This window comes from Mesorhizobium sp. M7A.F.Ca.US.005.03.1.1 (genome assembly GCF_003997975.1).
In the GTDB taxonomy this organism is placed as follows: domain Bacteria; phylum Pseudomonadota; class Alphaproteobacteria; order Rhizobiales; family Rhizobiaceae; genus Mesorhizobium; species Mesorhizobium ciceri.
The window spans coordinates 1-13787 of sequence record NZ_RZRO01000132.1; the positions used below are offsets into that span (position 1 = coordinate 1).

Annotated in this window: 13 protein-coding genes; 6 read left to right on the top strand and 7 right to left on the bottom strand. The window is 63.0% G+C overall.

Annotation, left to right across the window (positions count from 1 at the left end; genetic code table 11):
• From EN990_RS32175 to EN990_RS32205, 6 genes are all read left to right on the top strand, one after another.
• A partial coding sequence (locus EN990_RS32175) for a TOBE domain-containing protein (protein ID WP_164766198.1) occupies positions 1–572 on the top strand: 572 nt, incomplete at its 5' end.
• 88 nt (positions 573–660) lie between these two features.
• Complete coding sequence (locus EN990_RS32185; RefSeq protein WP_127368972.1) at positions 661–2163, top strand: GMC family oxidoreductase; 1503 nt, start codon at positions 661–663, stop codon at positions 2161–2163.
• Complete coding sequence (locus EN990_RS32190) at positions 2160–2918, top strand: 3-ketoacyl-ACP reductase (protein ID WP_127368971.1); 759 nt, start codon at positions 2160–2162, stop codon at positions 2916–2918. Before EN990_RS32185 ends, EN990_RS32190 begins: the two co-directional genes overlap by 4 nt.
• A 12-nt stretch (positions 2919–2930) precedes the next feature.
• On the top strand, positions 2931–4559 hold the full coding sequence (locus EN990_RS32195; RefSeq protein ID WP_127384926.1) for a choline dehydrogenase: 1629 nt from the start codon (positions 2931–2933) through the stop codon (positions 4557–4559).
• A gap of 17 nt (positions 4560–4576) precedes the next feature.
• Positions 4577–4885, top strand: a complete 309-nt coding sequence (locus EN990_RS32200; RefSeq protein WP_127369605.1) for a Dabb family protein — start codon at positions 4577–4579, stop codon at positions 4883–4885.
• A 164-nt stretch (positions 4886–5049) separates the two neighbouring features.
• Positions 5050–6267 (top strand): MFS transporter, encoded by a 1218-nt coding sequence (locus EN990_RS32205; protein WP_024502755.1) that lies wholly within the window; start codon positions 5050–5052, stop codon positions 6265–6267.
• Between the two features lie 8 nt (positions 6268–6275).
• Here EN990_RS32205 and EN990_RS32210 read toward each other — a convergent pair whose 3' ends face one another.
• The 7 genes from EN990_RS32210 to EN990_RS32240 all read right to left on the bottom strand — a co-directional run.
• Positions 6276–7121, bottom strand: a complete 846-nt coding sequence (locus tag EN990_RS32210; RefSeq protein ID WP_013529691.1) for an EamA family transporter — start codon at positions 7119–7121, stop codon at positions 6276–6278.
• Positions 7118–8020: an endonuclease/exonuclease/phosphatase family protein gene (locus EN990_RS32215; protein WP_127369604.1), complete on the bottom strand. Its 903-nt coding sequence runs from the start codon at positions 8018–8020 to the stop codon at positions 7118–7120. The genes EN990_RS32210 and EN990_RS32215 overlap by 4 nt, the downstream gene beginning before the upstream one ends.
• Before the next feature lie 166 nt (positions 8021–8186).
• Positions 8187–9737, bottom strand: a complete 1551-nt coding sequence (locus EN990_RS32220) for a sodium:proton antiporter (RefSeq protein ID WP_127388522.1) — start codon at positions 9735–9737, stop codon at positions 8187–8189.
• A gap of 261 nt (positions 9738–9998) precedes the next feature.
• Positions 9999–11063 carry an ABC transporter ATP-binding protein gene (locus EN990_RS32225; protein ID WP_127368667.1) on the bottom strand — a complete coding sequence of 355 codons (1065 nt, stop codon included), beginning with the start codon at positions 11061–11063 and terminating at the stop codon, positions 9999–10001.
• Between the two features lie 16 nt (positions 11064–11079).
• Entirely contained in the window at positions 11080–11871 is a 792-nt protein-coding gene (locus EN990_RS32230; RefSeq protein ID WP_013529687.1) for an ABC transporter permease, read from the bottom strand.
• Complete coding sequence (locus EN990_RS32235; protein ID WP_224621361.1) at positions 11868–12662, bottom strand: ABC transporter permease subunit; 795 nt, start codon at positions 12660–12662, stop codon at positions 11868–11870. The genes EN990_RS32230 and EN990_RS32235 overlap by 4 nt, the downstream gene beginning before the upstream one ends.
• Before the next feature lie 187 nt (positions 12663–12849).
• Positions 12850–13787 (bottom strand): ABC transporter substrate-binding protein (locus tag EN990_RS32240; RefSeq protein WP_164766199.1); only part of this gene is annotated, 938 nt, incomplete at its 5' end.

The window sequence follows — 13787 nt, forward strand, 5'->3', positions numbered from 1 at the left end:
CCACCGGCACCACCATCGTCTACGTCACCCACGACCAGATCGAGGCGATGACGCTGGCGACCAAGATCGCCGTGATGCGCGACGGCGAGGTGCAGCAGTTCGGCACGCCGGCCGAAATCTACAACAACCCGAGCAATCTCTTCGTCGCCGACTTCATGGGCTCGCCGGCGATGAACCTGATCCCGGCGACGATCGGTACGTCAGGCAATGCGTTGTCCGTCGTGCTGCAGCGCGAGGCGCGCGAGCCGATCAACCTGCCGATGGCCAATGCGCCGGCGGGCCTGTCGGCATTCCAGGGCAAGCCGATCATCTTCGGTGTCCGTCCCGAAGCCCTGACCGATCCGGAAGGTGCCGAGCGCAACGCCTCGCACATCGCAACCGCGGACTGTCACATCGAGGTCGTCGAGCCGGCAGGTTCGGACACCTTCGCCGTCACCAATCTCGGCGGCAAGGGCGTGGTGGCGCGGCTGCGCGCCGACGCCAACATTCAGCCGGGCACCAACACGCCGCTCGCCTTCAACCTGACAAAGGCGGTGTTCTTCGATCCGGCGACCGAGACCCGTATTCGCTAATGTATGTCGCCCAAAAGTGGATCCGGTTTTGGGGCAACGACATGCATCAAAACAAAAAACAAAAGCGCGTCGGGACGCGATTTAGGCCATGAGAAATCCGGACATCGTCATCATCGGCTCCGGCATCGGCGGCGCCACGATCGCTTCCGGCCTTGCCGGCAGCGGCGCCTCGATCTTGATGCTCGAGCGCGGCGAGCCGTTGCCGGCGACGCCGCACGCGCGCGACACGCGCTCGATCTTCGTCGACGGCCATTATAGGCCGAAGGAGATGTGGCGTGAGGCCGGCGGCGCCGCCTTCAACCCCGGCAATTATTATTATGTCGGCGGCAATTCGAAGTTCTATGGCGCGGTGCTGATCCGCTACCGCAAGGAAGATTTCGCCGCCATGGAGCACTTTGGCGGGGTCTCGCCGGCATGGCCGTTCTCCTATGAGGAATTCGAGCCCTGGTATTCGAAAGCCGAACAGCTGTTTCGCGTGCGCGGTGCACTGGGCGAGGATCCGACCGAGCCGTTCCATTCGATCCCCTACGCCTACAAGCCGGTGCCCGACGAGGCGCCGATCGCCCGCGCCCGCGCCGAGCTGAAAAACCTCGGCCTGCATCCGGCCTCGCTGCCGCTCGGCGTCGACATCGACACCTGGCTGAAAGAGGGCAAGACCGGCTGGGATGCGTTTCCCAACACCGGCCAGGGCAAGGTCGACGCGCAGACAGGACCGCTGACGGCGGCCCTGAAGGACACCAACATCCGGCTCGAGACCGGCTGTTATGTCGAGTACCTGGAGGCATCGACCGACGGCAAAACCATTGCTGCCATCCACTATCGGCAGAATGGTGAGCTGAAAAAGGTCGCGCCGAAACTGGTCATCCTCTCCGCTGGCGCGGTCAATTCCGCCGTCATCCTGCTGCGATCACCGTCTCCTGATGGCAAGGGCCTTGCCAACCGCTCCGATCAGGTCGGGCGCAATTTCATGAACCACAATTCCAGCGCCATGCTGGCGATCGATCCGCGCCGCCGCAACGATGCCGTCTACCAGAAGACGCTGATGCTCAACGACTACTATCTGTCCGACGGCAAGGGCGGTAAGCCGCTGGGGAACGTCCAACTGCTCGGCAAGATCGACGGCAACATGCTGCGGGCCAATGTCAAGTACACGCCGGGATTCGCGCTCGACTTCATGGCCGGCCACGCCGTCGACTGGTACCTTATGTGCGAAGACCTGCCCGACCCGGAAAGCCGCATCATGGTCGACGGCAAGGACATCATCATGCAGTGGCGGCGCTCCAACATGCAGTCGCTCGACGGGCTGAACAAGGTAATGCGCGAAAACTTCCGCGCCTGCGGCTATCCCATCGTGCTGTCGCGCCCCTTCGACAAGCGCACGCCGTCGCATCAATGCGGCACGATCAAGATGGGCGACGATCCGGCGACGGCGGCGCTCGACCCCTACTGCCGCTCCTTCGACCACCGGAACCTGTTCGTCGTCGACGCCGGTTTCCTGCCGAACTCGGCGGCGGTCAACCCAGCGCTGTCGATTGCAGCCCAAGCGCTGCGCGTTGCTGACCACATCCGCAAGACGGACCTCGCCGCATGACCCGCCCCGCCGCCATCGTCACCGGCGGCGCGCGCGGCATCGGCCTCGCCTGCGCCCAGGCACTGGCGGATGCCGGCTTCGATATTCTGGTCGCCGACCTTGCCGAAACAGCCGCCGACGGACTTGCCCCCGACATCACCAAGCGTGGCGCAAAATTCGCCTATGTCAGGTGCGACATCGCGGACCTCGACACCCATACAGCACTTGTCGATGCCGCGATGCGCGCCTTCGGCCGCATCGACTGCCTGGTCAACAATGCCGGCGTCGGCGCCGTGGTGCGCGGTGACCTCTTGGACCTCAAGCCGGAGAATTTCGATCGCACGCTGGGCATCAACCTGCGCGGCACCGTCTTCCTCAGCCAGGCTGTCGCCAAGGCGATGCTGGCTGCGCCAGGCGATCAGAGATCCATCATCACCATCACCTCGGTCAGTGCTGAAATGGCGTCGCCGGAACGGCCGGACTACTGCATCTCGAAGGCCGGGCTTTCGATGTGGGTGAAGAACCTGGCGTTGCGGCTTGCGCCTGAAAACATCGCCGTCTTCGAAGTCCGGCCCGGCATCATCCGCACCGACATGACCTCAGGCGTGACCGCCAAATATGACGCCCTTATCGACGGCGGCCTGGTTCCGGCCAAACGCTGGGGCGAAGCATCGGACATCGGCGCGGTGGTGGCGACGCTCGCCGGCGGCAAGCTCGGCTTTTCGACCGGCTCGATCATCAATGTCGACGGCGCGCTCTCGGTGCCACGGCTATGAATGGATCAGGAAATGACTGACTATATCATCGTGGGCGCCGGTCCTGCCGGCTGCGTTATGGCCAACCGGCTGAGCGAAGATCCCAGCAATTCGGTCCTGCTGCTGGAAGCCGGCGGCAAGGACTGGCACCCCTACATCCACATGCCGGCGGGCTTCGCCAAGATGACCAAAGGCATTGCTTCCTGGGGTTGGTCGACCGTGCCGCAAAAGCACATGAAGGACCGCGTCTTCTGGTACACGCAGGCCAAGGTGGTCGGCGGCGGCTCGTCCATCAACGCGCAGATCTACACGCGCGGCAATGCCCGCGACTACGACGCCTGGGAGAAGGAAGAAGGCCTCGCCGGCTGGGGCTATCGCGACGTGCTGCCCTATTTCAAGCGCGCCGAAAACAACCAGCGCTACGCCAACGACTTTCATGGCGACCAGGGCCCGCTCGGCGTGTCCAACCCGATTGCGCCGCTACCTATCTGCGAGGCCTATTTCCGTGCCGGCCAGGAGATGGGCATCCCCTTCAACCCGGACTTCAACGGCGCTGCCCAGGAAGGCGTCGGCTACTACCAGCTGACCCAGAAGGATGCCCGACGCTCCTCCGCCTCGGTCGCTTATTTGAAGCCGATCCGCAGCCGCAAGAACCTGACCCTCCGAACCGATGTGCTGGTGACGCGCATCGTCGTCGAGAACGGTCGCGCTATCGGCGTCGAGGTGGTCGACAGGCCGGGCGGCGAGAAGAAAATCCTGCGCGCCGAACGCGAGGTGATCGTCTCGTCCGGCGCCATCGGCTCGCCGAAACTCCTGATGCAGTCGGGGATCGGCCCCGCAGACCATCTGAAGTCGGTCGGCGTCACGCCGGTGCATGACCTGCCCGGCGTCGGCTCCAACATGCAGGACCATCTCGATTTGTTCGTCATCGCCGAATGCACCGGCGATCACACCTATGACAACTACGCCAAGCTGCACCGCACGGCCTGGGCCGGTCTGCAATATCTGCTGCTGAAGAAAGGCCCGGTGGCCTCCAGCCTGTTCGAGACCGGCGGCTTCTGGTACGCCGACCCGACCGCCGCCTCGCCCGACATTCAGTTCCATCTCGGCTTGGGATCCGGCATCGAGGCCGGCGTCGAGAAGCTGAACAATCCAGGTGTCACCCTGAACTCGGCCTTCCTGCGGCCGCGCTCACGCGGCACGGTGCGGCTGAAGAGTGCCGACCCGGCCGACCACCCGCTGATCGATCCGAACTACTGGTCCGATCCCTATGACCGCGCCATGTCGATCAAGGGGCTGCGACTGGCGCGCCAGATCATGCGGCAGAAGGCGCTTGCCCCTTACGTGCTGCGCGAAGTGCTGCCCGGGCCGTCGCTCGCCAGCGACGACGAGCTGTTCGACTATGCCTGCCGCACCTCCAAAACCGACCATCACCCGGTTGGCACCTGCCGCATGGGCCATGACGACATGGCCGTGGTGACACCGGATCTGCGGTTGCGCGGCATCGAGGGCCTGCGCGTTTGCGATGCCTCGGTGATGCCGCGCGTGCCTTCATCCAACACCAATGCGCCGACAATAATGGTCGGTGAAAAAGGAGCCGATCTGGTCCTCGGCCGCGAGCCGCTGCCGCCGGCGGTGTTTTCCGGAAACCGGGCTGCTTAGCCGCTGAGGAGCAAGACATGATCAGGCACTGTGTTTTCGCTAGATTTCGCAATGATGTCGACGCCGCCGAACGCACGGCGATCCATGCCGATCTCGAAGCGCTGCGACAGGTTATCGACGGCATGGACGCCGTAAAATTCAGCGCCAATGTCAGCCCGGAGCCGTTCGCACGCGGCTTCACCCATGGCTTCACCATCGACTTCCGCGATGCTGCCGCGCGCGATGCCTATCTTGCGCATGAAGCGCACCAGCGCGCCGGCGCACGCCTGGTCGCTGCCCTGGAAGGCGGCACGGACGGGCTGATGGTGTTTGATCTCGAAATCTAGACTCACCATCAAGCCACGATCGAGTTCATCGACAGATGGCGCCGGTCGCTCCTCATCGCACCTCAGCGGGCGTTCGATCAAATGAGCCGCGCGAAAAAGTGACCACCGGTCTTCCCTGAACTGGCTGATAATTCCTCACATCGATGATGGTGGAGGAGGAAGATTTGCCCCTTAATTCGCAGCAGAAGAAGACCGTCCTCGCCTCGTTCCTGGGCTGGACGCTCGATGCTTTCGATTTCTTCCTTCTGACATTCCTGCTCACCGATATCGCGACCGAATTCCACGCCGACGTGCCCGCGGTCTCCAAGGCGCTGTTCCTGACCTTGGCCACACGCTTCATCGGCGCGTTCTTCTTCGGCATGCTTGCCGACAAATACGGGCGCAAGCCGATCCTCATGCTCAACATCGTGAGCTATTCGGTGATCGGCGCGCTGGCCGCCTTCTCGCCCAATCTCGGCATCTTCCTCGCCCTGCGTGCGCTGTTCGGCATCGCCATGGGCGGCGAATGGGGGCTTGGCAGTTCGCTGGCCATGGAATCCATTCCGCCGAGCGCACGCGGCATGGTCTCCGGCATCCTGCAATGCGGCTATCCGGCCGGCTATCTGCTGGCGGCGGTGGTCTATGGCCTGCTCTATCAGCAGACGATCGGCGGCTACACGATCGGCTGGCGCGCCATGTTCCTGCTCAGCTTCGTGCCGGCGCTGATTGTGCTCTTCATCCGCTCGCATGTGCCGGAATCGCCGGCCTTCGTCGAAGCGCAGAAGACGGCTCGACCGGGCATGTGGGAAACCCTGCAGAAACACTGGGGTGTCGCGCTCTATGCCGTCGTGCTGATGATGTTCTTCAATTTCTTTAGTCATGGCACGCAGGACCTCTACCCGACCTTCCTGAAGAAGCAGCACGGCTTCGATCCGCATACGGTGAGCTGGATCACCATCGTCGCCAATATCGGCGCCATCGTCGGCGGCCTGGCATTCGGCGCGCTGTCCGAAAAGATCGGCCGCGTCAACGCCATCACGCTGGCCTGCCTGATCGCCTTGCCGTCGATCCCGCTATGGGCCTACTCGACCACGCCGTTCATGCTCGCCATCGGCGCCTTCGTCATGCAGGTCGCGGTCCAGGGCGCCTGGGGCGTCATCCCCGTGCACCTCAACGAGCTTTCGCCCGGGGCGGTGCGGGCGACCTTGCCCGGCTTTATCTATCAGGCGGGCAATCTCGCCGCGTCCTATGGCGGCCCCTATCAGGCAGGAATCGCGGAAAGCGCCGGAGGCAGCTATGGCTATGCCCTGGCGCTGTTCGCAGGCGTGGTCGCCATCTGCATCATCGTCGTCATCCGTTTCAGTCCGGAACGACGTGGCCAGTTGATGACCGTACTCAATTAGGGTCGAAATCAGCCGAGCCTGAGCGCAACGACGCCGGCGACGATGCTGAGCGCGGCGGCACCGCGCCAGCCGGTCATTTTTTCGCCGAGAGCGAAGACCGAGATCATCATGGCAAACAGAATCGAGGTTTCGCGCAGCGAGGCCACGGAGGCGATCGGCGCCTTGGTCATCGCCCACATGACGATCCAGTAGGCGGCGCCGCTGAGCACGCCCGTGAACAGTCCTGCCTTCCAGTCGCGCGCCAACACCGGCAGCGCCTTCGGCCCGCGGAAGATGAGGCACAGCACCAAGGCGCCAAAAGCATCGCAGATGAACAGCCAGGCTGCATAGCTCTGCGCGGTTGCCGCCAGCCGTGCGCCGCTGCCGTCGGACAGCGTGTAACTGGCAATGAAGATGGAAGTGCCCAGTGCGAAGCCAACCGCGCGCAGATTGAGTTTTTCCAGATGTGCGCCGCCACGAAACGACATCACCAGCGTGCCGGCCGACAACAGGAAGATGCCGAGCATGGCGAACGGGCCGGGAATCTCGGCAACGACGAACATGCCGCCAAAGGCCGAGAGCAGAGGTGCGGTGCCCCGCGCCAGCGGATAGGTCTGGGCGAAATCGCCCGCCTTGTAGGCGCCGATCAGGAAGGTGCGGTAGCCCATGTGGAAAATGACGGAGGCGATGATGTAGGGCCACACCTCCGCCTTCGGCACTTCGACGAAGGGCAGCACCACGAGTGCCGCCGCGCCCATGCCGAGCGTCATCAGCGTGATCGACAGGAAGCGGTCGAGATGAACCTTGACCAGCGCATTCCAGATCGCGTGCATGGCAGCGGCGGCAAGCACTGCAAAAAAAACGAAAAGCGTCATGTGGCAATGCCGGGCGTTTCCAGGTCGATGTCGACCCGCAACGGAAAATGATCCGACGCAACCTCGTCGATATCGGCACAGATCGAACGCACCCGCCCGGCGAACATGCCGCCGACGAAGCAATGGTCGAGCCGGCGCTTTGCCAGTCTGCCGTCGATGTTCTTCACATGGGTGTGGAAGTCCGGAACCGGCTCCCCGGCAACAGCGGCGGCATCGACGAAACCGCTGAGATAGGCGGCACCCGGATGGTAGGGCGTGCTGCCGACGATGCGGCGATATTCGGCGCTGCCCGGCTCCATGTTGAAATCGCCCATCCAGATCGCCGCCAGCGGGTTTTCCGGCTCCGCTTCGCCGCTGGTCCAGTTGCGCGTGGGCTCGTCGTCGACGCCGCTCCACGGCCCGCCGTCGGACGGTGCCCGGCGATGCTCGGCCAGGAGATAGTCGATCTGCTCCAGCCGCTCCTCGGCCGCGATATGGGCGAGATGCAGCGACAACACCCGCACCGGCCCTGCCGGCGTGCGGATCATGCATTCGAGTGCTGCATTGCGGGTGTTGAGCGGCCGCTGCGTGCGGCGCATCGGCAGCGCATGCAGCCGCGACCAGACGATCGGCAGTTTCGACAGCACCATGGTGCCGAACTGGCGGCGCCGGTTGACCAGGCGGCCGTCATGCCGCTCGCTGGCGTCCATGTCGAAGGCCGGGCCATAGACCCAGTGATAGTCGGGCAGCAGGCTGGAAAGCAGTTCCGGCTGATCGTCGAAATTGCTGCGTTGCCAGTGACGCTCGACTTCCTGCAGTGCAATGACGTCGGCGCCGGCAACGATGCGCGCGGCGCGCGAAAGATCGTAGCGCCCGTCGCTGCCGAACCCGTACTGGATGTTGTAGCTGACCAGCTTCATTGCTTATCCGGCTCAATTTCGTGTTGGCAGTAGCGGTTCGATGCCGCGGTTGCAATGTGCAGGAGAATGGACGTGGCTTGGACCAGCCTTGCCCCTGACCGGGATCATGCACCGATCCCGAAGCACTTCGGTATCTTCCGTGCGCCGGAAAACGGCGTGCGATGCCTCAAGTATTCAGCGGCTGGAACCGGCCGGGTGGCGACGCGGCCAGTTCGGTCCAGTCGATCTCTTCCTCAAGGCGATGATAGGCTTCGTCGCCAATCGTCTCGTTGCGGCGCAATTCCTCCAGCGCGTCGCGCTGGCTCTTGATCGCATAAAGACGCAAGCGGTCATATTCGGTCGCCGCCTGGGCATCGTCGGGGTTTTTGGCGATCTTGCGTTGAGCGGCATATTGCTCGCGCACCGCGGCCGCAGCGTCCGATGTCTTGCCGCTCAATATGTCGAGCGCCGCCTGCATGACCATAACGCGCGCCTGCGCAACCTCGCGGTCGACCGTTTCGTCAGGATTGAGATTCAAAAGGCGCAGCAGCGGCTTCAGGCTCATGCCTTGCAGCACCAGCGTGCCGAGGACGACCGTGAAGGCAGCGAGCACGATCGGGTCGCGGGCCGGGAATTCAGCCGGCAGGGCGAATGCCGCCGCAAGCGTCACCAAACCGCGCATCCCGCACCAGCCGATCAGCACGCCGCCACGAAACGACGGAGCGTCACGCTGACGATCAGCCACGCCGAAACGGTCAAACCACCTGATGATCGCGCCGCACCCCAGAACCCAGACGAAGCGTGAGACGATGACGATGGCGAGCACTGTCCCGGCCAGGACGAACGCATCGGTCTGCCCCTGCCCGGCAAGCCGGCCGACGATCGTACGCGCCTGCAGGCCCATCAGCACGAAAGCCAGAACATTGAGCACGAAGACCGCCGTTTCCCAGACGGAATAAGAGCTGATGCGGTTTCTGGCCGGCATGCGGCGCGGCGCGGTGCGGGCGATCGTCATGGCATAGACGACTATGGTGATGATGGCCGACAGTCCGATCCTGTCGGCCAGGATCCAGACCCCGAACGTGCCGGCAAATTGCACCACAGTGCCGCTCGCCGGGTCCTCGATCCGGCCCAGCGTCATCAGAGACAACCGGCCAAGCAGATAGCCGGCCGCAAGACTGCCGAGCGTGGACAGCAGGATCATCGGAACGGCGCTGCTCAGCAGAATGGAGCCTGCTGCCGCAGAAATCGCCATTCGGTAAATCAGCAGCGCGGTGGCGTCGTTAAGCAGGCTCTCGCCTTGCAGAATGGCAGTGATGCGATGCGGCACCTTGAACTGGCCAAGTACGGCCGATGCCGCAACCGCATCGGGCGGCGCCACGATGGCGCCAAGCGCTATGGCCGCGGCAATCGGCAGACCTGCCATCGCCCAGCCGGCCAGCGCCACCGTCGCTGTCGTGAAAAGGACGGCACCAAGCGCCAGCAGCACAAGCGGCACCTTGTAGCGGTTGAGATCGCGCAGCGACGTGTCATAGGCGGCGTCGAGCAGTACCGGCGCGATGAACAGGGCAAGCGCCAGTTCCGGGTCGATCTCGATGGTCGGCACGCCAGGCACGAAGGCGATGGCCACCCCTGCCAGCGCCAGCAAAGAGGGATAAGGAACCTGCACGCGCCGCGACAGCGCCGTCAGCGCAACGGCGATCAACAGCAGAACGAGTGTCAGTTCGAAAAGAACCATGGCCTCTTATAGCCGGGAAGCGAGATTCTGGCAGCGGCAAAGCGGCTGGAAATTGTTGATTACCCGGCAAGCTCGAGCCGGCAGAAAATACCTCGAATTGCTTCCTGACAAATCGCCGTCCACACCGACATTGAAATCATCTGATATGGGGCGCGCTTAAACGCGGACTTCCCTGCACTGCAGCCCATGCCACGCGGCGGAAGCATCCTTCCCCCTTCGCTAACCGGGATACAGCCATTCATTCCAAACAAGCGCAGCAGCCTAGTGCAGCACGAGCATATCGCTCGAAGAAAACGAGATCTCGGCCTTCTCACCAACTGCGGGGGGCGGCGTTGCCGGGCTGTTGAACGTGTCGAGCGAGACCGTGTTGCCGCCGATGCCGACACGAACCCGGATGACCGATCCGAGGAAATGCACTTCGGAGATTTCTCCGGATAGGCTGGAGTCACGGCCAGGCTGGCGGCCCAGCGAAATAACTTCCGGACGCAGCGCCAGGGACAGCGTGTCGCCCGACTTGGAACCGTTGAGCTTGCCCTTGAGCGAGACCTGTTCGGAATTGACCCTCACCGTGCCCGCGGCGGCATCGGTGACGGTGCCTTCCAGCACATTCAGCGTGCCGACGAAATTGGCGACGAACTTGGTTGCCGGCCGGTTGTAGATCTCGAATGGCGTGCCGACCTGCTCGGCCTTGCCGCCATACATGACGGCGATGCGGTCCGAGATCGACAGCGCCTCTTCCTGGTCGTGCGTGACGAAGATGGTGGTGATGCCGAGCTTCTTCTGGATCGACCGGATTTCCTCGCGCAGCGACACGCGCACCTTGGCGTCGAGCGCCGACAGCGGCTCGTCGAGCAGCAGCAGCTTTGGCTTCGGCGCGATGGCGCGGGCTAGCGCGATGCGCTGCTGCTGGCCGCCCGAGAGCTGGTAGGGATAGCGATCCGCCATCTGCGGCAGCTTGATGATGCCGAGCATCTCGGCGACGCGGGCATCGATGTCCGCCCTCGGCATGCCAGCGACCTTCAAGCCGAAGCCGATATTCTGCGCCACGGTCAGGTTCGGGAACAGGGCATAGGCCTGGAACACCATGCCGACATTGCGCTGGTTGGGCTTCAGTCTCGTAATGTCCTTGCCGCTGACGACGATCGTGCCCGCGCTCGGCTCCTCGAAACCGGCAACCATGCGCAACACCGTCGTCTTGCCGCAGCCGGATGGCCCGAGGAAGGAGACGAATTCGCCGCGCTCTACGTCGAGATTGAAGTCCTCCACCACCGTGGTGGCGCCGAAGGATTTTCGAACGTGCTGGATGGAGAGGAATGGGTCGGCCATGGCGTGGTTCTCTCGATCAATTTGGGCGGTTCGCCGATTTCGGCGCGAAGCGGGACAGGATCTGGATCAGCGACATGCAGCCCCAGGTGATGGCGAAGGCGATCACTGCAAGGGCTGCGGGCTCGTATGCACGGTTGGCGCCGATGTTCTGCAGATACGGGCCGAAAGCCGGACGGCTGAGCAGGCTGGCCATTGTAAACTCGCCAATGACGATGGCGAAAGTCAGGAATGCGCCGGACAGCACCGCGATCAGCACATTGGGCAGGATGACGCGGGTGATGATGGTGCCCCAGCCCGCACCCAGAATTTGCGCGGCTTCGGTCAGCGTACGCACATCGATGGTGCGCAGACCGGTGTCAACGGCCCGATACATGTAAGGCAGAGACAGCGTCGTATAGCCAATGACAAGCAACGCGTTCGCACCCCAATTGCTTGCCAAGAATGGCAGCGGCGAGTTCGAGCCGTACATCCTGATATAGCCGAAGACGATGACGATTGCCGGAATGACCAGCGGCAAAAGGGTGATGAATTCGACGATTGGCCTGAGCTGAGGCAGACGCAGCCGGATCCAGTATGCCGCCGGCACCACGATCAGCACCCCCAGGATAATGGTGCAGAGCGCAGCGATGACTGAAAAGAGGAAAGTTGACTGGAAGCGCGCGTCTCCCAGCACGACTTGATAGGCGTCGAAGGAGTGGACGCCGCGCCGCATGCGCAGCGAGAACTCGACCGTCGCCATCAACGGAATAAAGAAATAGGCAGCCCCGACAACAAAGACGACCCAGGCCCAGAACTTACCCGACTTCATTTGAGCCACCTTTCGGACCGAGTCCGAAACCAGATGTAGAAGACATTCGCAAGCCCGGTGATGACGATCATGCCAAAGGCTATGGCATAAGCGAGTTGCGGGTTGTGCAGCACGTCGCCATTCATCTGCGAGTAGAGCTTGATCGGAACGATATTAAGCGTCGGACCGGCAAACGCATAAGCGGTGGCGATGGCGCCGAAGGCGTTCGCAAACAACAGGATGACCGTACCGAGAAAACTCGGCCATATCACAGGGATGACAACCATGCGCCAGTACTGCGCCTGCGTGGCACCGAGCGTGGCCGCAGCCTCGCCCCACTCCTTCTTCAAGCCGTCGATGGCTGGTACGATGATGACCACCATCAGGGGAATCTGAAAGAACAGATAGACCGCGATCAGGCCCGTTGTGGTGAGAAAATTGAAGCCCATCGCGTAAATGTTGATGTTGAGCACGTCACGCAGAAGCGTCGTGACGATACCGACGCGGCCGAGCGTAGCCAGGAACGCGAAGGCGAGCGGCAAGCCGGCAAAATTCGAGGCGACGCCCGAAAACGTCAGGGTCGCGGAGCGCGTCCAGCTTGGCAGTCCGCCGCGCACGATCGCGATCGCGATGGCGAGCCCGGCAAACGCCCCGATGATGGCCGACCAGAAACTGATCTTGATCGAAGACCAGTAAGAATTGCTGATCGACGGATCGCTGACCAGCTGCAGAATATTGTCGAGCGTGAACCCGCCTTCACCGTTCCGGAAGGCTCCCACGACGAGATAGAGCGTGGGCAGGATCAAGAACATTAGGGCAAAGATGAAGAACGGCGCCACGCCTATCCATTGCGTCGGCAAGCGGAAGGCGGTCGCCTCCTTCGGCGGCACCGGCTTGGTGGCGAATGCCTGATTTGAAAGCGAGAGATCGGTCATGCGCCGGCTACCGTCTTCGAGGAAGGACCGGGCGGCCTCGCGGCCGCCCGGTGGATTTCAAGTCTTACTTGACGTTGGCGCCGACAGTGGCGTCCCAGTTCTTGCTGATAGCTTCCTTGGCCTTAGCCTGCTCGTCGAGCGACGGGAACGCGGCCGAGGCATAGGATTCCGCCGGCGGCAGCTTGGCCAGCACGTCCGCCGGGATCTTGCCGTTCTTGGCGAGATCGTTGAAGCGGATCGGGTGGCAATAGCCCTTCAGCCAGCCGATCTGGCCTTCGTCGGAGTAGAGGTATTCCATCCACAGCTTGGCTGCATTCGGATGCGGCGCGTAGGCGCTGATCGCCTGCACGTAGACGCCGGCGACGACGCCGGTCTTCGGCACGATGACGTCGACGGGCGGGTTGCCCTTCAGCGTGTCGCGGCCGGCGAGCGCGTTGTAGTCCCAGTTGATCAGGATCGGAGTCTGACCCTGGGCAAGCGTTGCCGGCTTGCCCACGACCGGAACGAAATTGCCGGCCGCGTTGAGCTTCTTGAAGAAGTCTAGGCCAGCAGTGCCGGCAGCTTCACCGGCTGCGGCGCCACCGGAAAGGCCGGCGGCGTAGACAGCCTGGATGGCTTGGTTTGAAACGCGCGGATCGCCGGCAAGAGCGACCGCGTTGGCGAATTCCGGCTTCAAGAGGTCGGCCCAGTCGGTGGGCGATTCCTTGATCAGGTCCTTGTTCACCATGAACGACAGAACGCCGTAATAGTCGCCGTACCAGAAGCCGTCGGCATCCTTGGCGCTGTCGGGGATCGAGTCCCAGGTCGACACCTTGTAAGGCTGGATCAGGCCATCGGCCTTGGCGGTCGGGCCGAAGGACAGGCCGACGTCGATGACGTCGGGCGCCTGCGGGCCCTTGTTGTCCTTGTTGGCCTTGATCGCCTCGACCTCGTCGCCGGAGCCGGCGTCGGGGTTGAGTTCGTTGACGGTGATTTCCGGATACTTCGCCTTGAAACCTGCGA

Coding starts and splice junctions, on each gene's coding strand:
- EN990_RS32230 (WP_013529687.1), bottom strand. CDS start 11,871: ATGAAGTCGGGTAAGTTCTGGGCCTGGGTCGTCTTTGTTGTCGGGGCT.
- EN990_RS32200 (WP_127369605.1), top strand. CDS start 4,577: ATGATCAGGCACTGTGTTTTCGCTAGATTTCGCAATGATGTCGACGCC.
- EN990_RS32185 (WP_127368972.1), top strand. CDS start 661: ATGAGAAATCCGGACATCGTCATCATCGGCTCCGGCATCGGCGGCGCC.
- EN990_RS32225 (WP_127368667.1), bottom strand. CDS start 11,063: ATGGCCGACCCATTCCTCTCCATCCAGCACGTTCGAAAATCCTTCGGC.
- EN990_RS32195 (WP_127384926.1), top strand. CDS start 2,931: ATGACTGACTATATCATCGTGGGCGCCGGTCCTGCCGGCTGCGTTATG.
- EN990_RS32190 (WP_127368971.1), top strand. CDS start 2,160: ATGACCCGCCCCGCCGCCATCGTCACCGGCGGCGCGCGCGGCATCGGC.
- EN990_RS32210 (WP_013529691.1), bottom strand. CDS start 7,121: ATGACGCTTTTCGTTTTTTTTGCAGTGCTTGCCGCCGCTGCCATGCAC.
- EN990_RS32215 (WP_127369604.1), bottom strand. CDS start 8,020: ATGAAGCTGGTCAGCTACAACATCCAGTACGGGTTCGGCAGCGACGGG.
- EN990_RS32235 (WP_224621361.1), bottom strand. CDS start 12,662: ATGTTCTTGATCCTGCCCACGCTCTATCTCGTCGTGGGAGCCTTCCGG.
- EN990_RS32220 (WP_127388522.1), bottom strand. CDS start 9,737: ATGGTTCTTTTCGAACTGACACTCGTTCTGCTGTTGATCGCCGTTGCG.